This is a genomic window from Methylobacterium sp. PvP105, assembly GCF_017876975.1.
Taxonomy (GTDB): Bacteria; Pseudomonadota; Alphaproteobacteria; order Rhizobiales; family Beijerinckiaceae; genus Methylobacterium; species Methylobacterium radiotolerans.
The window spans coordinates 853,801-875,936 of record NZ_JAGIPA010000001.1 but is presented as its reverse complement, the minus strand read 5'-3'; the positions used below and the strand labels follow the sequence as shown (position 1 = coordinate 875,936).

General features: G+C 72.2%; 24 protein-coding genes. 13 read left to right on the top strand and 11 right to left on the bottom strand.

Annotated features, from left to right (window positions below; genetic code table 11):
• The 4 genes from J3A75_RS04185 to bcsN are packed head-to-tail and all read left to right on the top strand — an operon-like array spanning position 1 to position 6,699.
• Positions 1–2,589, top strand: coding sequence for a cellulose biosynthesis cyclic di-GMP-binding regulatory protein BcsB (locus J3A75_RS04185; protein WP_053620694.1), 2,589 nt, complete (start codon positions 1–3; stop codon positions 2,587–2,589).
• Positions 2,586–3,740, top strand: coding sequence for a glycosyl hydrolase family 8 (locus tag J3A75_RS04180; RefSeq protein ID WP_029358354.1), 1,155 nt, complete (start codon positions 2,586–2,588; stop codon positions 3,738–3,740). The genes J3A75_RS04185 and J3A75_RS04180 overlap by 4 nt, the downstream gene beginning before the upstream one ends.
• The gene (locus tag J3A75_RS04175; RefSeq protein WP_029358352.1) at positions 3,725–5,734 is read left to right on the top strand and encodes a hypothetical protein; all 2,010 of its coding nucleotides are present in this window, start codon (positions 3,725–3,727) and stop codon (positions 5,732–5,734) included. The genes J3A75_RS04180 and J3A75_RS04175 overlap by 16 nt, the downstream gene beginning before the upstream one ends.
• Positions 5,731–6,699 carry a cellulose biosynthesis protein BcsN gene (bcsN, locus tag J3A75_RS04170; protein ID WP_070998365.1) on the top strand — a complete coding sequence of 323 codons (969 nt, stop codon included), beginning with the start codon at positions 5,731–5,733 and terminating at the stop codon, positions 6,697–6,699. The genes J3A75_RS04175 and bcsN overlap by 4 nt, the downstream gene beginning before the upstream one ends.
• An 18-nt stretch (positions 6,700–6,717) precedes the next feature.
• On the opposite strand, the gene J3A75_RS04165 is transcribed toward bcsN, so the two are convergent.
• The 5 genes from J3A75_RS04165 to J3A75_RS04145 all read right to left on the bottom strand — a co-directional run bounded on the left by J3A75_RS04165 (position 6,718) and on the right by J3A75_RS04145 (position 11,020).
• On the bottom strand, positions 6,718–7,047 hold the full coding sequence (locus tag J3A75_RS04165) for a hypothetical protein (RefSeq protein ID WP_053620650.1): 330 nt from the start codon (positions 7,045–7,047) through the stop codon (positions 6,718–6,720).
• A gap of 88 nt (positions 7,048–7,135) precedes the next feature.
• The gene (locus tag J3A75_RS04160; protein WP_070998363.1) at positions 7,136–8,647 is read right to left on the bottom strand and encodes a DUF2336 domain-containing protein; all 1,512 of its coding nucleotides are present in this window, start codon (positions 8,645–8,647) and stop codon (positions 7,136–7,138) included.
• A complete protein-coding gene (locus J3A75_RS04155) occupies positions 8,644–9,726 on the bottom strand; it encodes a lytic transglycosylase (RefSeq protein ID WP_070998361.1) in 1,083 nt (360 codons plus the stop codon). The genes J3A75_RS04160 and J3A75_RS04155 overlap by 4 nt, the downstream gene beginning before the upstream one ends.
• An 89-nt stretch (positions 9,727–9,815) precedes the next feature.
• The gene (locus J3A75_RS04150; RefSeq protein ID WP_012317291.1) at positions 9,816–10,445 is read right to left on the bottom strand and encodes a flavin reductase family protein; all 630 of its coding nucleotides are present in this window, start codon (positions 10,443–10,445) and stop codon (positions 9,816–9,818) included.
• A gap of 11 nt (positions 10,446–10,456) precedes the next feature.
• A complete protein-coding gene (locus J3A75_RS04145) occupies positions 10,457–11,020 on the bottom strand; it encodes a nitroreductase (protein ID WP_024827764.1) in 564 nt (187 codons plus the stop codon).
• A gap of 153 nt (positions 11,021–11,173) precedes the next feature.
• On the opposite strand from J3A75_RS04145, the gene J3A75_RS04140 reads away from it, so the two are divergent.
• Entirely contained in the window at positions 11,174–12,091 is a 918-nt protein-coding gene (locus J3A75_RS04140; protein ID WP_012317289.1) for a hypothetical protein, read from the top strand.
• 31 nt (positions 12,092–12,122) lie between these two features.
• Here the strand turns inward: J3A75_RS04140 and J3A75_RS04135 are convergent, their stop codons facing one another.
• On the bottom strand, positions 12,123–13,010 hold the full coding sequence (locus J3A75_RS04135) for a DMT family transporter (protein ID WP_083374256.1): 888 nt from the start codon (positions 13,008–13,010) through the stop codon (positions 12,123–12,125).
• A gap of 265 nt (positions 13,011–13,275) precedes the next feature.
• On the opposite strand from J3A75_RS04135, the gene J3A75_RS04130 reads away from it, so the two are divergent.
• Complete coding sequence (locus J3A75_RS04130) at positions 13,276–13,674, top strand: PRC-barrel domain-containing protein (protein ID WP_012317287.1); 399 nt, start codon at positions 13,276–13,278, stop codon at positions 13,672–13,674.
• A gap of 77 nt (positions 13,675–13,751) precedes the next feature.
• Here J3A75_RS04130 and J3A75_RS04125 read toward each other — a convergent pair whose 3' ends face one another.
• The gene (locus J3A75_RS04125) at positions 13,752–13,994 is read right to left on the bottom strand and encodes a hypothetical protein (protein WP_029358344.1); all 243 of its coding nucleotides are present in this window, start codon (positions 13,992–13,994) and stop codon (positions 13,752–13,754) included.
• Positions 13,995–14,284: 290 nt separating this feature from the next.
• Between J3A75_RS04125 and J3A75_RS04120 the strand changes: the two genes are divergently transcribed.
• The gene (locus J3A75_RS04120; protein ID WP_029358342.1) at positions 14,285–14,779 is read left to right on the top strand and encodes an HD domain-containing protein; all 495 of its coding nucleotides are present in this window, start codon (positions 14,285–14,287) and stop codon (positions 14,777–14,779) included.
• Here J3A75_RS04120 and J3A75_RS04115 read toward each other — a convergent pair.
• Positions 14,716–15,783 (bottom strand): alpha/beta hydrolase, encoded by a 1,068-nt coding sequence (locus J3A75_RS04115; RefSeq protein WP_159392699.1) that lies wholly within the window; start codon positions 15,781–15,783, stop codon positions 14,716–14,718. The genes J3A75_RS04120 and J3A75_RS04115 overlap by 64 nt on opposite strands.
• A 201-nt stretch (positions 15,784–15,984) precedes the next feature.
• On the opposite strand from J3A75_RS04115, the gene J3A75_RS36355 reads away from it, so the two are divergent.
• The 6 genes from J3A75_RS36355 (at position 15,985) to J3A75_RS04090 (ending at position 19,157) form a co-directional block, all read left to right on the top strand.
• Positions 15,985–16,212, top strand: coding sequence for a hypothetical protein (locus J3A75_RS36355; protein ID WP_012317283.1), 228 nt, complete (start codon positions 15,985–15,987; stop codon positions 16,210–16,212).
• Positions 16,213–16,500: 288 nt separating this feature from the next.
• Complete coding sequence (locus J3A75_RS04110; RefSeq protein WP_070998357.1) at positions 16,501–16,962, top strand: DUF2231 domain-containing protein; 462 nt, start codon at positions 16,501–16,503, stop codon at positions 16,960–16,962.
• A complete protein-coding gene (locus J3A75_RS04105; protein WP_063111020.1) occupies positions 16,959–18,299 on the top strand; it encodes a PQQ-dependent sugar dehydrogenase in 1,341 nt (446 codons plus the stop codon). Before J3A75_RS04110 ends, J3A75_RS04105 begins: the two co-directional genes overlap by 4 nt.
• 40 nt (positions 18,300–18,339) lie before the next feature.
• Positions 18,340–18,546 carry a hypothetical protein gene (locus J3A75_RS04100; protein ID WP_029358337.1) on the top strand — a complete coding sequence of 69 codons (207 nt, stop codon included), beginning with the start codon at positions 18,340–18,342 and terminating at the stop codon, positions 18,544–18,546.
• 119 nt (positions 18,547–18,665) lie between these two features.
• Positions 18,666–18,923: a hypothetical protein gene (locus J3A75_RS04095; protein WP_012317279.1), complete on the top strand. Its 258-nt coding sequence runs from the start codon at positions 18,666–18,668 to the stop codon at positions 18,921–18,923.
• Between the two features lie 75 nt (positions 18,924–18,998).
• Positions 18,999–19,157, top strand: a complete 159-nt coding sequence (locus J3A75_RS04090; RefSeq protein WP_164891328.1) for a hypothetical protein — start codon at positions 18,999–19,001, stop codon at positions 19,155–19,157.
• A gap of 6 nt (positions 19,158–19,163) precedes the next feature.
• On the opposite strand, the gene J3A75_RS04085 is transcribed toward J3A75_RS04090, so the two are convergent.
• The 3 genes from J3A75_RS04085 to J3A75_RS04070 all read right to left on the bottom strand — a co-directional run bounded on the left by J3A75_RS04085 (position 19,164) and on the right by J3A75_RS04070 (position 22,086).
• Positions 19,164–19,307 carry a hypothetical protein gene (locus J3A75_RS04085; RefSeq protein ID WP_159392698.1) on the bottom strand — a complete coding sequence of 48 codons (144 nt, stop codon included), beginning with the start codon at positions 19,305–19,307 and terminating at the stop codon, positions 19,164–19,166.
• A 333-nt stretch (positions 19,308–19,640) separates the two neighbouring features.
• A complete protein-coding gene (locus J3A75_RS04075; protein WP_053620659.1) occupies positions 19,641–21,329 on the bottom strand; it encodes a methyl-accepting chemotaxis protein in 1,689 nt (562 codons plus the stop codon).
• A gap of 259 nt (positions 21,330–21,588) precedes the next feature.
• Positions 21,589–22,086 carry a DUF3617 domain-containing protein gene (locus J3A75_RS04070; RefSeq protein ID WP_043072984.1) on the bottom strand — a complete coding sequence of 166 codons (498 nt, stop codon included), beginning with the start codon at positions 22,084–22,086 and terminating at the stop codon, positions 21,589–21,591.
• Positions 22,087–22,136 lie beyond the last annotated feature (50 nt).

The following is a 22,136-nucleotide window of genomic DNA, read 5'->3' as shown; positions in this document are numbered from 1 at the left end:
ATGGCGACCCGGCTGCGCCTCCCCGTGCTGGGGCTGCTGGTCTGTCTCGCGAGCGGGCCGGCCCTCGGCCAAAGCTTCCTGGGCACGGGCCCCGCGGAGCGGCTGACGGTCCCGCCCAGCGGCAACGCCCTGCGCGCGCCGTCCGAGGATGGGGCAAGCCCCGCGCGCCGGCCGGACGCCGCGGCGGCGGAGCCGAAATCGACGCCGCGACCGCCCGAGCCGCCGCGGGCCGCCGCGCCGCAGACGGTGCCGCGCGCGGTGATCCAGTCGACGATCGCGCCGGCGCGTCGGCTTCCGTCCGGCCCGCGCGGCTTCCGCCTGACCGGCGAGGAGGATTCCCTGCGCTACCCGGTCTACCTCACCGACGCGCAGACGCGGGGACCGGTGAGGCTGCGCCTCTCGTATCTCTCGGCGATCTCGGTGGCGCCGGAGAGCTCCGAGCTCGCCGCCTTCGTCAACGGCGCGAAGGTCGGCTGGACCCGCATCCAGGCGCCCGGCGCCGTGAAGGTGGTGGAGTTCGCCATTCCCGACGGCGTGCTGAAGGCCGGCTTCAACGCCGTGACCTTCACCGCCAGCCAGCGCCACCGGGTCGACTGCTCGGTCGGCGCGACCTACGAATTGTGGACGCAGATCGACCCGTCGCGGTCCGGCCTCGTGGTGGGAACGGCGACCGACATGGACGTCCGGTCACTCGCTGCCGCGGAGCCCGACGAGAGCGGCGCCCTGCCGATCCAGGTCATCCTGAATGAGCGTCCGAACCTGGCCCGCCTGGAGCGCATGATCGAGGCGGCGCAGGCCCTCGCGCTCGTGGGGCGGGTCGCCCGGCCGACCGTGACCTTCGGGCCGCCCCTGCAGGGCCGCAACGGCATCAACCTCGTCGTCGGCACCGCCTCCGAGATCGCCGGCGTCGAAGGCGTCTCCGAACTCGGCCCGATCACCGGGCCCCGCCTCGCCATGCTGCCGACGCGGCCGAACACTCCGCCGACCCTGGTGGTCACCGGGGCCCGCGATGAGGACGTCCGTCAGGCCATCACCAATCTCGCCGTCCCGGCCGACACCGGGACGCCGAACGGGCTGAAGGCGGTGCAACTCTTCCGCGGCTACATGGTACAGGGCGGCGAGAACCTGACGCTCGACCGGCTCGGCGCGACGTCCCGCGAGTTCTCGGGCCGGCTGCTCCATGTCGGCTTCGCCCTTCGCTTTCCCGGTGATTTCGTCCCGGCCGATTACGGCAAGGTCATGCTGCACCTCGCTGGGGCGTACGTGGCCGGGCTCTCCTCGGACGCCCGCATCGTCATCGACATCAACGGACGCAACGCGGCCAGCGTCCCGCTCCCCGACGCGCGCGGCGAGGTGTTCGACGACAGCGCGATACCCCTGCCCTTCAGCCTGTGGCGTCCTGGGGTGAACCACGTGGAGATCTCGGCGCAGCTGCCGAACGCCGCCGACCAGGTCTGCGACACCCTGAGCCCCGCGGCCAAGCAGGCGCGCTTCCTGTTCCTCGACCGCTCCCGGATCGAGATCCCGCACTTCGCCCGGGCGGCGCGCAGCCCCGACCTCGCGGCGATCAAGGGCGGCGCCGTGCCGTTCGTCGTCCCGGGACGGCGCCCGCGCCTCGTGCTGCCGACGCCCGACCGCGACAGCGCCGACGCGGCCGCGACTCTCGCGGCCCGGCTGGCCATGGCCGCCGAGCGGGTCATCGATTTCGAGGTGGTGACCCAGCAGCAGGTTGCGTCCGATACCAGCCAGCTCGTCGTCGCGCCCGCCCGTGCCCTCGACCCCGCGCTCCTCGAGGCGGTCGGTTTCGATCCGCAGCAGGTTCAGCGAGTCTGGGAAGGCCGCGCCGATATGGTCGCCACACCGGGCCAGTTCGGCCCCGAGGGCGTGCTCACCCTCGATCGCCTGCGTCGCAACCTGCCGATGCGCTGCGCCCTGCCCACCCTGATCCCGCAGGTGCGCCCGGCTCAGCCCGCTCAGGCACCGGCGTCCCAGAGCGAGGCGAGCGCCGCGCCCGCGCCGACCTCGGCTACCGTCCCGGCCACCGCTCCAGGCTCCTCCTCGGACCGTGAGCTCATCGACCGCTGGGAGGCGTCGACGCGCGGCTCGCGCCAGATCTGGGCCGCCCTCGACTCCGTCTGGAACGAGATCACCGGGACGGCGCGCTCCCTGCGCCAGACGGTGACGGCGCAGGTGAAGCCGGACGAGACAGTGGAGGTCCCGGCCACGGCCTCGCTGCTCATCGCCGAGGGTCCGCCGGTCCAGTCGAGCAACACCGTGATCGTCACCGCGCCGAACGCGTCCCTGCTGAAGGCGTCCGTCTCCTGCCTCGTCGACCCCGTGGTCTGGGCGAGGCTCGGCGGCAGCGCCGCCTTCCTCGACGCGTCGAACGGCACGCTGGTGACGTCCCGGTCCGAGCGGATCGAGATCGTCGAGACGCAGCCGCGATCCCTGGCCAACCTGCGCCTCGTGTCCGCGGCGTGGCTGTCGATCAACACGGAATACTACGTCGGCATGACCCTCGCGATGGCCCTCTGCCTCGGCCTCGCGACCACGAGCCTCGTGCGCAACGTCGGCAGGAAGAACTCATGAGCCGCCGCGACCGCGCCCCTCTCGCCGCGGCCTTCCTCGTCGCGGCGATGCTGCCCGCGGCCGCGGTCTCGACGCAGGACGAGCCTGCCGTGCCACCGAGTACCGCGCAACCGGGCACGCAGCCCGCTCAAACCGCCAGGGCGGCGAGCCCCGGCCTCGCCGGCAAGCTCGGCAATGACGCCGCATGGCGCGCCTACCGCTCCCGGTTCATCACCGATCAGGGTCGCGTGGTGGACACCGCCAACGGTCTGATCAGCCACAGCGAGGGCCAGGGCTACGGCATGCTGCTCGCCGTGGCGGCGGGCGACCGGGTCAGCTTCGAGCGGATCTGGGGCTGGACCCGCGCCAACCTGATGGTCCGCGGCGACGAATTGCTGGCGTGGCGCTGGTCGCCCGACAAGCGGCCGGCGGTGAGCGACATGAACAACGCCACCGACGGGGACATCCTCGTCGCCTGGGCCCTCACCGAGGCGGCCGAGGCCTGGAACGAGCCGAGCTACCGCACCGCGGCCCGTCGGATCGCCATCGAGTTCGGGCGCAAGACCATCCTGTTCCGTGACCCGCACGGGGCGCTGCTGCTCCCCGCGGTCTCGGGCTTCTCGGCCCGCGAGCGCCCGGACGGCCCGCTGGTCAACCTCTCCTACTGGATCTTCCCGGCCTTCCCGCGCCTCGCCCTGGTGGCGCCGGAATACGACTGGGCGGCCCTGACGCGCAGCGGCCTCTCCCTGCTGCGGCAGTCCCGCTTCGGTCCGAGCAACCTGCCCACCGAGTGGATCTCCGCCAAGGACGCTCCGCACCCCGCAACCGGCTTCCCGCCCCTGTTCTCCTACAACGCCATCCGCGTCCCGCTCTATCTCGCCTGGGCGGGGCTGGTGCGGCCCGACGACCTCGCGCCGTTCCAGGCCCTGTGGTCGAGTTCTGACCGGGAGCGGCTGCCGATCGTCGACACCGGCGACGGGCGGAAGGTCGAGTGGCTCACCGAGGCCGGCTACATGGGGATCCCCGCCCTGGTGGCCTGCGCCCTCGACGGCACGCCCTTTCCGGAGGATGCCCGGGGCGACATCGGCAACCAGAACTATTATCCGGCGACCCTGAGCCTCCTCGCCCTGACCGCGGCCCGCATGCGCTACCCGTCATGCCTGAAGTCCTGAAGGGCCCTCCGCCGGCCCGGGTGCGACCGGCCGCCCCCTGCCTCCTACTCCTCGCGCTCGCCGCCTCGCCGGCCGCGGCGCAGGTCGACGCGCGTTCCGGACAACCGCCGCAGCCCTCCGCCGCGCCGACGCGGACCGAGCCCCGGATCGTCTACGGCGACGGCCCGCGCGCGCCGGCGATCCTGGCCGACCCGGCCACGTCCCGCACGACCAACATGGTCGACGAGAGCGCGCTCCGCTACTACGCGGCCCAGAAGCAGACGGCGCGGATGAAGGCCGAGATCGCCCGCCTGAAGCGTCTCTATCCGGGCTGGAACGAGCCGCCGGACCTCGACGCGCTGCAGCCGAGCCCGCCCGAGGAGGCGCCCCTGTGGGATCTCTTCACCGCGGGGCGGTTCGACGACCTCCGCACGGCGATCGCCGCACGCCGCTCGATCGATCCCGCGTGGCAGCCCTCCGAGGAGCTGGCGCGCAAGCTTCGCCGGGCCGAATTCCGCTCCCGGATCACGGCGCTCACCGGCAAGGAGGCCGACGCGATCATCGACCTCTACCGGGCCGATCCCGGCGCCCTCGACCCCCTCGACGTCCAGAGCATCTGGACGGTCGCGGACGCCCTGGGCGATTCCGGCTCGGGCGACGAGGCGTTCGAGCTCTATAAGTCGATCCTCGACGGCAGCGCCGATTCCGGGGTGCGCCTCGCCACCATCCAGAAGGCGATGGCGCATCTGCGCATGGCGCAGGCGGAGCGCCTGATCGAGATGGGTCACCGCGGCGCGAACGGGGCCTCGGAGTTCGACGCGATCCGCCTCGACATCACCCGCGCGCGGATCGCCGCCTTCCTGCACGAGGAGAGCGCCGAGACCCCGTCCCCGGCCGATCTCGCGGCTTTCCAGGCCGTCGCGCGCAAGAGCGGAGATCCGAGCCAGACCAGCCTGCTCGGCTGGTACGCCTACAAGCGCCGCCAGTTCCGGGAGGCGCTCGAGTGGTTCAAGCAGGCGATCGCCCGGGGCGGTGACGCCATGGTCGCCCACGGTCTCGCCCTGACCCTGCGCCAGCTCGACATGCCGCGCGAGGCCGAGGAGGTCGCTTACGCGTGGCGCGACCGGTTCGTTGGCAACGAGCTGCTCTACATCGACATCCTGGAGCAGAAGCTGACGTTGCCCCGTCCGCCCGCGATCGAGCCGGCGCGCATCGCGCGCTACGCCCAGGTCGTGACGGCCTCCACCTCGGGCGAAGGCGCCCAGGGGCTCGCGTGGTACGCCTACAATTCCTGCCAGTTCGACACGGCGCTGGAATGGTTCCAGCGGGCCGTCGCCTGGATGCCCAGCGAGGGAACCGTCTTCGGCTACGCCCTCACGCTGCAGCGGCTGAAGCGGCAGCGGCCCTTTTTAGAGGTCGTGAACCGCTACGACGGCCTCTTTCCGAAGGTGGTCGACCTGCTGTTCCGCGAGACGACAGGCGGGCCGCCGCTGCCCTGCGAACCCGCGTCCTCGACCGCCGCGGCCGCGCCCGGGCGGCACGCGGCTCCCGCGACGCGTGCCGAGACGCCGACGGCCAACCGGGTGCCGCGGCCGGACCTGCCTTCGGTCGCGGCGGACACCAAACCGCTCGCCGTCCAGCGCGGCGAATTTCCCCTGGCGGTCTCCTTGGAGAACGCGCTCCGCTACCCGCCGCCGGGGCTCGTGCGCGCCCTGGCCGAGCCCGTCCCCGCGGGGACCTACGTCCGTGAGCCCGCGACCCAGGCGCCGCCCCTCGTGGCCCGGCGCGTACCCGGCGCGGGGCCGATGCCCTACGAGCGGTTCGGCTACGCCCTGCTGCCCGACTATCGTGGCATCGATAAACCGGAATTCCTGTCGCCGCCTGCCGCCGGGACCCTGTGGCAGGACCAGCAGGCCGAGCGCGGGCGGTCCGAGAACTCGGAAGGGAAGCGGTTCCAGATGCCCGGCCGCTCGGCCTACGACACATCCGCCACGACCGAGCGGACCACCCCGTGAGGCGCGCGGCGATCCGCTCGGTCCGGCTCTTTGCCGTGGCGTGGCTCCTGCTGCCTGCCGGCGCGCGGGCGCAGACGGTGCCGGTCCTGACGCTGCCCGGCGCCGGGGCGCTGACCGCGGTGATCGAGACCCGCGAGCGCGACGGGTTCGACCAGCGGTTGCGCTACGCCGGCGGCGACGGTCGCAATCACGCCGAGATCGCCCTGCGGCGGGAGACGGCGGACCTGCTCCTCGCCTTCCCGCCGCGGCTGGCCAAGCCCAGCGAGTTCGGGATCGCGGGTGAGATCGCCGTCCGGTTCCCCGGGCAGGCGATGACGGTGCGGCCGCCGCTCCGGAACGCCTACGGCCCGGTGGGCATCGCGCTGGGTACCGACTGCCTCTACGCGTGGCAGTGGATCGGGGGCGGCCGCGGCGCCGCTGTCGCCGGCGGGCAGCCGCCCGCTCTGTTCCAGGCGGAGCCGACCGCGCGCCGCGCGATCTCCCTGCGGATCCGGCTGTGCCGCACCGCCGACGCGAGCCTCGGGGACCTCGTGCGGTCGGTGGAGAGCCTCCGGATCACCTTGCCGGGCACCCGCCCGCCGCCGGCCGTCGTGCGCGAGCGGCCGCGCCGGGCCGTGCCCCGAACCGTCGTCCGGCGCCCGAGCCGACCGGCCGCGGCCGAGGCGCGGAAGGACGAGGCCCCGCCGCCCCGGGCGCCCGCCGCGCCACCGCCGCAGACGCCGGTGGCGCCGCCCGTCGCGCCGCCCGTCGCACCCCCTCCCAGCGCCGCGACGCCGGATCAGAAGCGGTACATCGTACCGCCAACCCCCCAGGCCCCCGCGGCGGTCCTGCCGGAGCCGGGCGGCCAGCGCTACATCACGGAGGGGAGCGGCAGCGGGATCGCGCCCAAGCCTGCCCCGGGGCAAGCCCCCGGCGAGACGTTCTTCCGCGACCTGCCGCCGGAGGCCTATCGGCCGCCCAATTGAGCCTGCCGGACTGCGTCATCAGAGCACGAAACGCCCCAGCTCGTTGGCCGGGAAGGTGCGGAAGCGCCGGTATCCGCTCTGCACGGCCTGGGCGACGGCCGCGATGCCCTCGAGATCGCCCCGGTCGGCCCGACGCGAATCCTCTTCGGTGAGGACGAGGCCCACCGTGATCGAGACCGCGCCGATCGCGACCGGCACGGCGAGAACGTGGCGGCCGGTCTGACCGTCGGAAGCGGCCACGTCGACCGCGTAGAGGCTGAACCGGTAGGCGCGCTCCGCGATCAGCGTCCGTGCCGCCGCCAGGACGTAGCGCGGCTCCGCTCCCGGGAGCCGACGGTATCGGGACATGTCCGGTGCTATCACCCCACCGCGAGACCTGACGTTGCTGGACGGGACGCGGGGCTCGGAAGCCCCCGTGCGGCCGGCGCCGCGACGATCAGGCGGCGATGCGCTCCGGCTTGTCCGCGCTCGCGTCGGGCTCCGGCTCCGCGCGGCCTTGGCTGGCGCGGAAATGATCGAGGAGGCTGTCGCCGAGGCCGTCGAGCACGAGGTCGGTCGCGGCCTGGACCTCCGGGTCCAACCCCTCCGGGCGATACCAGGCCAGGATCTGTTCGGGCAGCGCGTCGAGGATCGCGCCGACCGGGTTGACCGGCTCGACCTCGGGCGGGACGTCCGCGGTTTCGGGGACCGCGACGACGAGCGGGGCTTCCGTATCGGCCTCCTTCGCGAAGGCGGTCGAGCGCTGGGTCTCCAGGGCGGCGCGCCACGCGGCGTCGGCGGCCTCGGCCTCCCGGCGGGCCGTCTCGCGCGCCAGCGCCTGGGCGGCGATGGCGCGCGCCACCTCGCGGGCCTCGTCGCGCGCCGCCTCGGCCTCGTAGCGGTTGAGCAGCGCGATCACCGGATGCATGTCCGGATCCGACAGGTCACCGCAGGCCGCGATGGCGGACTCGATGAGGCGCCGGGACAGGCCGGTCCCGCGAACGGGGGCCGCCTCGCGGACGAGATCCTGCCACGCGGACAGCGCCGCCTGCATCGCCGGCAGGAGCGCGCCGGGCAGCCCGGCGCGGTCGTGCAGGTCGGCAAACAGGCGCGGGTCGCGCATGGCCCGGGCGACGCCGGCATGATCCTGGCCCGACAGGTCGGCCAGGGCGGCCAGGGCGAAGTCCGTCCGGCCGGACAGCACGGCGCGCAGGATCAGGCCCGCGGTCAGCTGGCGGGTCGCGCGCAGGTGCGTCACCAGCCGCGTGACGGCGGCCGCGCCGAAGCCGTCGCAGGCCTCGAGCGCCACCCGCTCGCCGGCCTCGCGGCTCATCCGGTCGCAGCGCTCGGCGCCGAGCCAGGCGCGGTCGGTGACGAACCCCGTCAGCGCCCGCGCCACCGCGATCCCGAGGGCGTGGCGCACTTCCGGAGGCAGGTCGGCGCGGGTGAGGAGTGCCTCGCGCAAGGCGGCCTCGTCGCCCCGCCGCTCGATCATGCGCAGCATCCGGCCCGCGGTGATCTTCGCCGTCGGATTGGCCGCGAGCACGACCAGCGTGTCGGTCTCGCCGATCTCGGAGAGCGCGCCCGCGACCGCGTGGGACAGGTGGTGCCGGGCGGCGATCACCGCGCGGGTCGATTCGTCGCCGAGGGCGGCCGCGTCCACGAGGTCGGCATCGGTGAGGACCGGCGACCGCGCGAGCACCGGCCGCGCCACTTCCGGAACGTCGCAGGACAGGGCGACGACCAGCGGCCGCGGTGTCCGCGCCGAGGCGGCGCAGGTCTCGGCGAGCGCCCGGCGCACCCGGGGCGACGGGTCGTCGAGGAGCGCGAGCAGCGCGGTCTTGGCCTCCCAGGCCGCCTCGGCGCCCAGGTCGCCGTACAGGTAGGTCCGGGCCAGCGTCGCGGTCGCCTCGGCCCGGCGCTCGGCCGAGGCGTCCTGAGTCCAGGCCAGAAAGTCGCGGATGATCATCGACCGCTCCGGGGCGCGAACAGGCTGGTCCTGTTGCCGGACATGGACGCTGCGGCCGCGAGTTCCGCGGGTCGGCGGGGCGGCAGCGGCGGATTGAGGAGGGCGGCGCCCGGCGGCGTCGCCGGTTCGCTGAGGGCGCCCGTGACGTCGGGCTCCACGGCGGCGACGCGCGGCGGCGGTTCCGAGTCGGAGCGCGGGAAGTAGGTGGGCGCCGCGTGCTGCACCGGCGCAGCGCCGTTGCGCGCCTGCCAGAGTCGGGCCGCGGCGTCGGAGGCCGCGCCGCGCTGGTCCGTCTGGAAGAGGCTGCGCAGATCCGAGGTCCCGCCGAAGGCGGTCGCCGCGCTGGCGTAGGCCGACACGGCATGCGGCGCCGCGGCGCCGTCCTGGCGCAGGCCGGTCAGGTCGGTGGCGGCGGCGCCCTGGGCCGCCGCCGCGAGGCTGGCATAGAGTTCGGCGGCGCTTCGCGGCCGGCCGGCGCGGTCGTAGAACAGCGCCCGGTTGGCGCCGGCCGCCTCCGGCAGGTCGAGGGCGGCGGCGCGCTCCGGAAAGGCGCGGGCGGTCGAGATCAGGGCGGCCGCGCCCTTCGCGCCCAGCACGTGCGCCGCGTAGAGATCGCCCGCGGTCGGCTCACGGCCGAGGGCGCTCGTGAGGGCGTCGGCGTTCTGCTGAGTCAGGGCGCCGGCCAGCGTCGCGGAGATCTTGGGATCGCGGCGCAGGTCGAGGATCGCCTGCCGCTGGCTCGCGTCGGGCACCGTGTAGGTGCCGTCCGACTGCCGGGTGATGGCGTCGGCCTGCGCCTGCAGCCCGAGCCGCGGCCCGGCATTCTTCATCACCCCGAGCCAAGTCTGCTCGATGAACTGGAACAGGCCGGTGGCCGAGGAGGTCCCGGCCTTGGCCGCGGGATCGAGGGCGGATTCGCGCCGCGCCGTGGCGAGGAGATAGTCGAAGCCGACGCCGCTCGCCGTCGCCCCGTCACGGATGGCCTGGACCACCGGCCCGGAGGCGGGCGTGCCCGGCAGCGCCCGCGCCTGGGGCGGCGGGTTCTCCGGTGGGCTCGACGGCGTGGTGAACAGGAACATCCGGGCGGGCACGGTGCTGGAGACCGCCCGAACCTGCGCCCGCTATGGTAAACAAGTCCTCAATCGGCCGCGCACAACCGGTTCCTGTTTCAGGACCCGGTGAACTCGCCCGCGCCCTTCGGCCGGCGCATCTGGAAGCGCGTGTCGGCGGTCGCGTGGAAGTAGTCGAAGTATCCGCCCCGCATGATCGGATGCATCGCCGCCGTATCGACCATGCCGTCCGTCACGAAACGTTCGTCGACGTAGATCGACACCACCTGTCCGATCACCAGGAAATTCTCCGCCTCGCCGCCCCCGAGAGGCACCAGCGGCACGGTCTGAAGCCAGCGGCACTCCAGAGCCGCCGGTGAGGCGGCCACACGCGGCGGCCGCACCTTCCGCGAGGGGGCGGTCTCCAGATTGGCGAAGGCGAACTCGCTCGTTCCCCGCGGCAGCGGCGCCGAGGAATCGTTCATCCCGTCGCGCAGGTCCCAGGTGGCGAGGCTGCAGACGAATTCCCGGCCCTCCTCGGCGAAAGTCATCGCGTCCTTCCGGCCAGAGGACGAGAACGCGACCATATTGTCGGCCACGGCGTTGAAGAACGAGTAGGGCGCGAGGTTGAGCGCGCCGTCGTGATTCATGGCGCTGATCCAGCCGATCGGACGCGGCGCGACGATGGCCTTGAGCGGGTTGTGCGGGAGGGCGCGCGCCTCGCGCGGCAGGTCGAGATCGTAGTGCACGGCCGGTCCCTTCAGAGGTAGGTGACGATCTCGTCGAGCGCCGGCCGCGGCCGGTCGGAGGGCACCTCGCGCGCCCGGCCGATATGGACGAAGCCCGCGAGTTTCTCGGTGGGCGCGAGGCCGAGGGCGTCGAGGACGCGGCGGTCGTAGGCGAACCATTCGGTCAGCCAGGACGTGGCGAAACCGGCGGCGTTCGCGGCGATCAGGAGGTTCATGGTCGCGGCGCCGGCGGAGAGCACCTGCTCCCATTCCGGGATCTTCACGTGCGGCCCCGCCCGCGAGACCACCGCGATGGCGACCGGAGCGTGGGTCAGGCGGGCCCGTTCCTGGGCGAGCCGCTCGGGTCCGGCGTCGGGATTGTCGGCCGCGAAGGTCGCCGCGATGACCTCGCCCACCTTGGCCCGGGCGTCGCCGGCGATGACGATGAAGCGCCAGGGCGCCAGCTTGCCGTGGTCGGGTACGCGCGCGGCGGCGGTCAGGATGGTGTCCAGCTGCGCCCGGTCTGGCCCGGGCTCGTCCAGCAGCACCGGCGGCACCGAGCGGCGGGTCTTCAGGAGATCGAGGGTGGCGGTCATGCGCTCCGTCCCGGTATCGCGTCCCGACCGGGATGTGGCATGCGCGGGCCGCCTGTGGAAGAGCGGCCTTGCCGCCGCCATGGTCGGGGGTCAGAGGCGGACCCGGACGATCCGGTGTCGCGACCGGCGTGACGAGCAGAGAAGGGCCGACCGATGCGCATGAGGCTTGCAGCGACCGCGCTGGCGATTCTCGCCGCCGGCCCGCCGGCCGCGCGCGCGCAGCAGGACCCGTTCCAGAACCGGCTCGGCGGCGCTCTGCCGTCGCCGTCGATCACCACCCCGAACCTGCCGCCGTCTCTTCCCCCCGCCGAGCCGGAGGCGCAGCTGTCCCTGTCCGCGCTCCTGTCGGGCCCTGGCACGGCCCTGCGCCAGGGGCTCGCGTGGCGGATCTACGAGGATCGCGGTGACGGCACGCGCCCGTCGATCGTCGCCCGCTCGACCGAGGCCGAGCCGCACTTCACCCTCGCGCCGGGCGCCTACGTGGCGACCGTAACCTACGGTTTCGCGAGCGCGTCGAAGCGGATCGTGATGGGCGGTCAGCCGACGACCGACACGCTCCGGGTGGCCGCAGGCGCCCTCAAGCTCGCGGGCGCGGTGGGCGACCAGAAGATCCCGCCCGGGCAGGTGACGTTCTCGGTTTTCGTCCCGGTCGGGACCAACTCCGAGGGCCGGCTCGTGCGCGCCGGCATCAAGACCGGCGAGCTGCTGCGCCTGCCGGAGGGTACGTATCACGTGGTCTCGACCTACGGTGAGTCGAACGCGATCCAGCGCGCGGACCTGCGCGTCGAGAACGGCAAGGTCACGGAGGCGACGCTCAACCACCGCGCCGCGACGGTGACCCTGAAGCTTGTGGCCGCTCCCGGCGCCGAGGCCTTCGCGGGCACCGCCTTCTCGGTCCTGACCCCCGGCGGTGACACGATCCGCGAGGCGATCGGCGCCTTCCCACAGGTGACTCTCGCGGAGGGCGACTACGTGCTGATCGCCCGCCACGACGGACAGGTCTACACCCGGGAGTTCAAGGTCGAGAGCGGCCTCGACCGCGACATCGAGGTGGTGGCCAAGTCCGGCTGACGAGGGCCGGCCGACGGCGCCCGGCCCGCTCTCAAGCGAAGCGCCGCGCCAGCGCCACGCAGGCCGCCACTGCCAGGGCGGCGCCGATCATCGCGGGCTCGATCCGCTCGCCCAGGATCAGCGCGGCGACGCCGAGGCCCAGGAAGGGCTGCAGCAGCTGGAGCTGTCCGACCGACGCGATGCCGCCGCGCGCCAGAGCCCTGTACCAGAACACGAATCCGATCAGCATGCTGAACAGGGCGACGTAGCCGAGGCCCGCCCAGGCCGGCAGCGGGATCGCGGCCAGCTCGGCAGGCCGGAGCAGCAGGGCGAGGGGCAGGCTGACCGGCAGCGACAGGACGGTGGCCCAGGCGATCACCTGCCAGCCGCCCAGCCTGCGGGCCAGGACGCCGCCCTCGGCGTAGCCGAGCCCGCAGAGCAGGATCGCGGCCAGCATGAAGGCGTCGCCGGCACAGGGTGGTCCGTCGAGCCCGCGCGCGGCGAAGCCGACCGTCACCAGCGCGCCGGTGATCGAGAGCAGCCAAAAGATCGGCGACGGCCGTTCGCCGGAGCGCAGCGCACCGAACAGGGCGGTGGAAAGGGGCAGCAGGCCGACGAAGACGGTGCCGTGCGCGGCGCCGACCGTCCGTAGGGCCAGGGCGGTGAGGAGCGGGAAGCCGACCACGACGCCCGCGGCCACGATGGCGAGCGCCGGGAGATCGGTTCGACGCGGGCGGGCCTGTCGGAGCGCCAGCAGAGCTGTTGCGCCGGCGAGGCCCGCGAGCGCAGCCCGGGCCGCGCTGAGGAACAGCGCGTCCATGCCGGTCAGCGCGAGGCGTGTCGCCACGAGCGAGGCGCTGAAGATCGTGACGCCGATGAGGCCGTCCACCCAGGCGCCGGTCGCCGATCCGCGCCTCGTCTCGAGCACTCCTCCCGCCACGGTGTCTCCTCCCGACCTCTGCGAGTCCCGGCATGCCGTCCCGGGGTAAGGTCGGCCAGGAACGATCGGTGCGCAGTCGGGCGATCTGTCCCGGCCGATCTTCAATACAGTTGCCGCTTCGCCCACGGCGTGGCCGCGTTGCCACCCTGCCCGCGCACCGGGCGAAGGTTCCATGTTCCGCGCATTAACATTTCCGTGTTGTCGCGGAACGATGCGATCGAGGCGACGATTTCCGAGCACCCATACCGGGCCATTGGAGTTCACTATGCGCCGCCTCGTCCTCGCTGCCCTCGCATCCGCCGCCCTCGCCGGCCCCGCCTTCGCCGCCAACGAGGCGCCCGCGACGGTCGCGCCGAAATTCGAGACCGTCCCGCAGGACGCGGTGCTCAGCTACAACCTGATCGGCCTCAACGTCACCGACGCGCAGAACAACACGGTCGGCGAGATCAAGGACCTCGTGATCGATCACGAGAAGCTGGCCGGATACATCGTCTCCGTCGGCGGCTTCCTCGGTATGGGCGAGCGCTACGTCGCGGTGGCCCCGAGCTCGATCGCGATCGGCTACGACGCCGACGCCAAGAAGTGGAAGGCCATTATCGGCGCCAGCAAGGATCAGCTGAAGGCGGCGCCCGAGTTCAAGTACGAGGGCAAGTTCAAGCGCTGACGCTCACCAACGCCGCGGCCGGGCGCAGTGCCCGGCCGACCCAGCGGTCCCGCGGCCCCGACGCGGCGCGACCGCGCCTAGAGGGGTGTGTCGAGGGCCTGACGCGCCAGCCGGGCGACCAGGGCCTCCCGCTTGGCCTGACGCAGCACGATCCGCGCCGCGGCTCGCGCGTTGGACGCGCGCAATTCGGCCCGCGGACCGCCGTCGCGCAGGGCCCGCCACGCCAGCGCGCGGAACCACCGGACGTTGGCCAGCGCCGCCGCCCGGCGGCTCAGCGGCCCACCGACATCCAGCGGCTTCTCGAGTGTCCCGGACATCATTGTCTCGATCCTGAAGCGCGACCCGCCGCTTGTCCGATTACGGAACAAGAGATGGCGATTCCACGGGAGCTGGGCAATAGTGTTGCCAACGTGAACTTTTGAATCGACAGCGAAGACTGCGCATCCACGAAATGTGGTAAGCGCGTCGCCACGAAGCGTACGGCGTCACGGCGCCGCGCGGCGGGCGCGGCGGCCGGTTGAGCGGGAACGCCGCGGCGGGCGGGCGAATTCCCGGAGCGGAAGGCCGGCGCGGCGTAGCTTCGGGTCGGTCGTTCTGGGGAGCCGGGTGCGTGCCGACGATCTTCGATGCCCATACCTTCGCCCTCACCGCGCATGCGGGCCAGCTCGACAAGGGCGGCGAGCCGTGCATGCGGCACTTGGAACGCGTCGCGAACGCCGCCCAGGCCCGGGCCGGTCACGCCCGACTCATCGACGGGCTCGACATTGACCCGATGCGAGTCATGCAGGCCGCGCTCCTGCACGATGTGCTGGAGGACACGCCGCGCACGGCAGCCGACCTCCGCGCCGCCGGCTTCGAGGCGGACATCGTCGAGACGGTGACGCTTCTCACCAAGCCGCCGAGCCGGACCGCCTATTCCGAGCGGGTCACGGCCCTGATCGCCGCCGGCAATTTCGCGGCGCTGCTGATCAAGATGTCCGATACCGAGGACAACCTCTGTCCGAGCCGGATCCCGCCCAACGCCGCGTTCCTGCGCGAGCGCTACGCCACGGCGTTCGAGCGCCTGAAAGAGGCGGCCGCAGCTTCGGGGTATACAGGTCGCTGACGGCGTGCGTCGGACGCGCTGACACGACGTCGGATGAAGGCGCCGGCCTCGTCGAGGGCGCGGGTCGCCTCGGGGATCGGCGCCCCGACGAAGACGTGGCACTGGCCGGGATACCGGTACAGCGCCACCTCGCGCCCCGCCCGCGCCAAGCCGTCTGACAGGCGCAGGGCATCCGGATGAAGGATGTCCCGCGTGCCGGTGACGATCGCCGTCGGTGGGAGCCCCTCGAGGGACCCGAACAGCGGGCTGATCCGCGGATCCGTCAGCGGCGTGCCGCCCGCCCAGAGGCGCGCCGCCTCCCGGCAGCCGGGCACCGCCAGCATCGGATCTCGCGGCGCGATGGCCGCCACCCCGGGATCCGAGAACGTCAGGTCGAGCGCGGGTGAGAACAGCAGCAGACCTGCGGGGAGCGGCTCCCCCCGCGCGCGCAGCCGCTGCGCGATTCCGAGGGACAGGCAGCCTCCCGCCGAATCGCCCGCGACGATCAGCCGGTCGCGCGCCTCAGCGCCGATCGAGCCCAGGAGCTCCTCGAGGAACGCGTAAGTTTGGCGCCAGGTGCTCTCGGGCGCCAGCGGGTAGCGCGGGAGGATCACCCGGGCACCGGTGCGCGCGATGAGGGCGTCGACGATACGCCAATGCGGACCGAGAACGTCGAACACCCAGGCGCCACCGTGAAGGTAGAGGATCGTGATGCCCGAGCTTCCGCCGCGCGGGCTGACCGTGATCACCTCCGCGCCGTCCAGTAGGTCGGTTCGGACGCTGCGCTCGCGGCGCTGCCAGAGGGTCGGCCGTGCGGGCTCGATCCGCCGGTGCCGGGCGATCTCGCGCCGCAGCCCCTGCGCGTCGCGCGCCCTGCGCTTCATGCCGCACAGCGGCAGCGCCACGTCGTTCACCAGCTTGGCACGGACGCTGACCCGGGAACGCCGGGCCCAGGCGACGAGGCCGACGGCTGCGAGCGTGACGGCTCCTGCCGTCAGCGCGGCGACACGCGACGAGCCGTCCAAGAGAATCCTCCTCTGCGCCGAACCCGCCGCTTTAATGAACGGCGGATCGGCCTGTTCCCGAGTCCGAACGTACCGCCGCGGCACCGCTCCCGCAGGAACACCGTCGGACCCGCAGGGTTGGCCAGACATCGCCGACCGGTTTCGTGCCGCGCGGATCTTCGGAGAGACGGCCAGCGCGGCGGGCGCATCAGCAGGAACGGTATGAGCACATCGAAGAAGACCCCCGCAGCCGACCGTCATCACGGCGGACCGGGCAGCAGCCATCAGGATGCCACGAAGCCGCACGACGCGGCGGAACACGGGCCCGCGCCGGGAAGCCCGACCAACGACTCGAAGTCCCACGTCTCCGGTGGGGGCGGCGAGCGGGACAGCCACCATACCCACAGCACGAAAGGCCGAGCACCGGATCGCGCCGATCGATCGCACTGACGCGGGAGCGGCGGGCATACGGCCTGGCGCACGCCCGTGACCGCAGGCGTCAGCGGAAGCGCGTGCAGATCGGCGAGCGGGCGTTCCGGCAGATCGGGCCGGGCGGCTCTGCTTTAACCACCGCCCATCCCTCTGCACAGGTCGTCGACAGAACGACCTCATACCGACCGACATCGCTCGGCCACGCGAGAGCGTAGGACCTCGCCTGGCGGCCGGAGCCGGGAACATTCGGCTCCGGCCGCCGGTACATCCTGCATCGAAGCAGCTCCGTCCGCCGAGGATCCCGGCTTGATCCCGAAGACCCCGCAAGCGACGGCCCGAATCGCAGGTCACCCCATCCACGTGATGCTGGTCCCGATCCCGGTCGTCTGCTTCGTGGGGACGCTGGTGACCGACATCGCCTACTGGCTCACGGCCAACATGCAGTGGGCGAATTTCTCGGCCTGGCTCCTCAGCGTCGGCCTGATCGCGTCGACCTTGGCCGCGGTGGCGGGGCTCATCGACTTTCTCGGCGATCGCGGTATCCGCCGCCTTCGGCCGGCCTGGATCCACGCCGCCGGCAACGCGGTGGCTCTGGTCCTGAGCCTCATCAACGTCTTGGTGCACAGTCGCGACGCCTACACGTCGGTCGTGCCGACCGGTCTGATCCTGTCGACCGTCGTCGTGCTGATCCTGCTGGTCACTGGCTGGAGCGGCGCCGCGCTGGTGCACCGGCACGGTGTCGGCATGCGAACGGAGGAGCCGGCATGATCCGGCGCGTCCCGCTCCTCGTCGCCGGCGTTCTGCTTCCGCTCGCCGCCTGCGGGCCCGATCCCATCGACCCGCAGACCCAGGTCGGACCGAACCCGCCACTGCCCGATCTGCATCAGTACCTGCTGCCGCCGATGCACGTCTCGAGCGCGGTCGGCTGGAAGGACGGCGAGACGCCCGAGGGCGCATCCGGGCTGCAAGTGAAGGCCCTCGCAACGGGCCTGAAGAACCCGCGCTCGCTCCTCGTCCTGCCCAACGGCGATGTCCTGGTGGCGGAGAGCGGCGGCCCGACGCCGCCGATCAACCGGCCCAAGGAGATCATCATGGGCTGGCTCGAGCGGAAGTCCCATTCCGCGGAGACCCCGGGTCAGCGCATCACCCTGCTGCGGGATGCCGACGGCGACGGCGTCGCCGAGCAGCGGACCGTGCTGCTCGACAAGCAGAACGCGCCCTTCGGCATGGTGCTGGTCGGCGGCGACCTCTACGTCGCGGAGACCGACGCGGTCGTGCGCTACCCCTACAAGTCCGGCGACACCGCGATCACCGAGCCGGGCGTGAAGCTCGTGGACCTGCCGGCGGGCCGCATCAATCACCACTGGACCAAGAGCCTGACCGCGAGCCCGGACGGCTCCAAGCTCTACGCCGGCGTCGGATCGAACAGCAACATCACGGAGAACGGGCTGGACGAGGAGAAGGACCGGGCCGCAATCTGGGAGATCGACCGGACATCCGGCGCGCACCGGCTCTACGCCACGGGCCTGCGCAATCCCAACGGCCTGACCGTCGAGCCGCAGACCGAGACCCTGTGGTGCGTGGTCAACGAGCGCGACGAGCTCGGGCCCGACCTCGTGCCCGACTACATGACCTCGGTGAAGGATGGCGGCTTCTACGGCTGGCCCTACAGCTACTGGGGCAACCACGTCGATCCGCGGGTGATGCCGCAGCGTCCGGACCTAGTCGCCGCCGCACTCATGCCCGACTACGCGCTGAGTTCGCACGTGGCGCCCCTGGGAATGACCTTCTCCAGCGGCGCGGGTCTGCCGCAGGCCTATCGTGCCGGCGCCTTCGTGGGCGAGCACGGCAGCTGGAACCGTGAGCCGCTGAACGGCTACAAGGTGGTCTACATCCCCTTCGAGAACGGCCGGCCGGCCGGTAAGGCCCAGGACGTGGTGACCGGCTTCCTCACGGATGACGGACACGCTCGCGGGCGCCCGGTCGGGCTGGCGATGGACGGTCACGGCGCGCTCCTCATTGCCGACGATGTCGGCGGCGCCGTGTGGCGCGTCACCGCCTCCGGCTCGCAGATGCGGGCCGAGCCGGCCCCGATCGTCCACTGACCCGGACCGCGATCGAGACGTCAGTGCTGGAGAAGTGCCGATGACGCCATCGACCCGTTCACCCGCCGCGATCAGCGACGAGGGGCGCCACGCCCGCGATCGCGGCGATCCGATCACCGCGAACCCCTATCCGCCGGACTCGGAGGCGTGGGCCACCTGGGATCGGGGCTACCGGATGCCGGACGAGCAGGCGCGTGTAGCTACCCCGGCGGCAGTCCGGCCGGACGCGCCGCCGGAGGCATCCTGATCCGGCACCCGCGCGGGCGCGTCGAAGACGTGGCCGGAACAGGCGCGGCGGCGTGCGGTTGCCCGGATGACCGGTAACGGCTCCGCGAGCGCGATTGCCGGACCAGAGGGAGATCCGCCATGAAGCTCACGAGTCTCGCCATCGCCGCCCTTCTCGCGGCCGCCATCCCCGCAGCGGCCGCGGAGAATACCGGCGGTGCGACCAGCCGGTCGGGCACGGCCAACAGCACCGGACCGAGCGATGCGGGGTCCGGCTCCACGCCGGGCGCCGCCGGGAGCGGACCGTCGACCGGCTCGATGAGCCGCTCCGGCACGACGAACAGCACCGGCCCGAACGATGCCGGATCCGGTTCCAAGCCGCCGGCCGGCAGCCGCTGACGGGACCGCGTCACGGCGCGAGCGGCGCTGTCCCGCCCGCGGACGGGCGCCGCTCACACGCCGCAGGGAGGATCCATGACGGTAGGAACGCGCATCGCGCTCGCCGGGCTACTGCTGCTCAGTCTCGCATGCTGCGATGACAAGCAGGCCCAGAACAGCACGCCGACCAAGCCCGACTCCACTAAGATGGAGCCGCAGACCGACCAGTCGGCACCGAACACGCAGAAGCGCTAGGCGCGCTCACGCTCGGATCGCATTTGCGCCGGTCTCGGGCGTGCCGGTATTCGAGCTCGCGGGCGGATCGCCGGACGGGTCGACGATCAGCGGCACGGCCGCGCCGAAACCGAGGGCGGCCTCGACGACGGAAGTCAGGAATCGATTCATCGGCCACCTCCCTCCCGCATCCCGGGGCGCCGTCGCCGGACGGCGGCGTCCCGGGATGCGGTCTTCATCCGCTTCGCACCCGCCGTCTCAGACGAAGTGCATCGGGAGGGCGCGGTCCAGGATCTCGACGTAGGTGCCGGCGAGAACCGCGACGGTGGCGGCGGCAGCGGCAGCGGCGAGGGTGAAGCGGGCAACGCGGGTCATCGAAGTCTCCATCAGGTCCGCGACTGTGTTCGCGGTATGACCCTGATGTAAGCTCAAGCTTTCCCCGCCGAGGTGCTGCGGCACACCCCGGCGATTGACTATCGAGCGCTGCCCTCGTCGCGCGGCGCGTCAGGCCGCGCGCACGGTGGCGAGGAACCGTCCGACCTCGGCCGACAGGTGTTCGGACTGGCGAGACAGCTCGGAGGCGGCGCCCAGAACCTGGCTCGCCGCGGCGCCGGTCTCCTCGGCGGCACCGGCCACGCCGGCGATGTTGCTCGTCACCTCGCCCGTGCCCTGCGCGGCCTGGGTGACGTTGCGGACGATCTCCTGCGTCGCCGCACCCTGCTCCTCGACGGCGGCCGCGATCGAGGTGGCGACGCCGTTGATCTCGCGGATGCGCCCGGTGATCGTCCCGATGGCGGAGACCGCCTGCCCGGTGACGCCCTGGATCCGGCCGATCTGGGTGGAGATCTCCCCGGTCGCCCGGGCCGTCTGCTCCGCGAGGGCCTTCACCTCCGAGGCCACCACCGCGAAGCCGCGGCCCGCCGCGCCCGCGCGGGCGGCCTCGATCGTGGCGTTCAGCGCCAGGAGGTTGGTCTGACCGGCGATCGAGGAGATCAGGCCGACCACGTCGCCGATCTTGGCGACGGCGGTGCTGAGTTCCTGCACGAGGGCCCCGGTCTCGTCCGCCTCGCCGGCGGCGGAACGGGCCAGCTCGGCCGAGCCCTGGACCTGACGTCCGATCTCCTGGACCGATGCGCCGAGTTCCTCGGCGGCCGCCGCGACGGTGCTGACATTCGAGGCCGCCTCCTCGGCGGCGGCCGCGACCGCACCGGACTGCGCCGAGGTCTGCCCCGCCATGGCCGACATGGAGCCGGCGGTGGCCTGCAACTCCGTCGCGGAGGCGGAGACTTGCCCGACGATGCCGCCAACCGCGGCCTCGAAGCTGTCGGCCATCTGGCGCATGCCGATCCGGCGCTGCTCTTCGGCGGCGAGGCGCGCCTGGGCGGTCTCGGCCTCCAGCGCCTTCATCTGGACGAGCCCCTGCTTGAACACCGCGACGGCGGACGCGATGGTGCCGATCTCGGTCTTCTCGCCCTGGTACGGGATCTCGGCCGACAGGTCGCCGGCGATCAGCGCCTGCATCGGCCGCACCACCGAGGCGATGCCGCGGGTGACGCCGAGGACGATGATCACGCCCGACAGCACCGAGACAGCCACGGCGAGACCGATGGCGACGAGGCTCAGCGTCCAGGTCTCGTTGAAGATCGCGGTGCTCTGAGCCTGCGCGGCGTCGGCGCCGGCGTTGTTGATGGCGATCAGCTTCTCCAGGGCCTTGGACGCGGCGCGACGCGGGATCAGTCCCTTCGTCTCGTAGAGCTGATAGGCCTCGGCCTTCTTCCCCGCCCGCGACAGGTCGACGACGTCGTTGCGCACCGTCTTGAAGGTCTGGGACTCCTGGTTGAACGCATCGAAGAGCGTCCGCTCGTCGGGGGAGCTGATCAGCCCCTTGTAGACGGCGATCCGGTCGGCCAGCTTCCGATCGAAGCTGTCCATGTCCTTCTCGATGGTGGCGAGCAGCGCCGGATCGGTCGCCTGTGTGTGACGCAGCAGGAGACCGCTGCTGCGTGCGGTGAGCGTGTCGATCTCGCCCAGCGCGCGGATGCTCGGCATCCAGTTCGTATCGATCTCGACCGCCTGCTCGCGGAGCTTGCGCGTACTCATGAGCCCGAGCATGCCGAGTCCGACCACGAAGACGGTCAGAATCGAGAATGCGACCACGAGTTTTGTGCGAATTGAGACACTCTGTAGCGACACGGCGGCCTCGCGGCAGCCGAATAGAACAATTCTGCGGCTGCAGGGCGCACGATTAGCCGAATGTATTTAATATCCCATAAATTGAGCTTGCTCGCCGGCGTGGGCCGGCGCCGGCCTCGCGGCATGGATCCTCGCCGCGGATCGGAGCCACTCGGACGCCGTGGCGCGCGCCGCAGAGATTAGGACGGGGTGCGACGCGCGTGCGGCGTGTGCGGAGCTCCCACAGCCTCTCCCACGCCCGACGAGCCTGTCGAGACGCCTATCGGGGCGCCGGCTGGGGCATCTTCACGATCTTGCCGTCGGGCAGGATGATGTCGCCGGGGCTCTGTCCAGCCTCACAGGGACCGATATAGGTGGCGTCGATGACCATCTGGCGCCGCATGGGCTCCTTGGCGTTCGGCAGGCCCGTCAGCGTCGTATCCACCTCCATGTGGATCTTGCTGTTGAAGTCACCGGTGATGACGGTGTTGCCCGCGGCCGAGATCGGGCCGAGCTTGCACTCCGTCTCGCCCTTGTAGCCGGTGCTCGTCTTCACGATGGTGCGCTTCGAGCAGTTCTGCCCACCGCCGAACGCGGCCTGCGCGATCTGATCGGTCTTCTCATCGATGCATTGGCGCGCCGTCGTGTTGCCGTCGGTCGAGGTGGTCTTGCTCTCCCACAAGCCGGCCTTGCGTGCCGGCAACGTTTCGGCGGATGCCGCGCCGGTCATCACCGATAGAGCCGTCGCGATCCCGACACCGACGATACGTCCTCGCATGGATAATTCCTGGGTCTCCGCGGCTCAGACGCCGCAACGGCGCTTGGCTA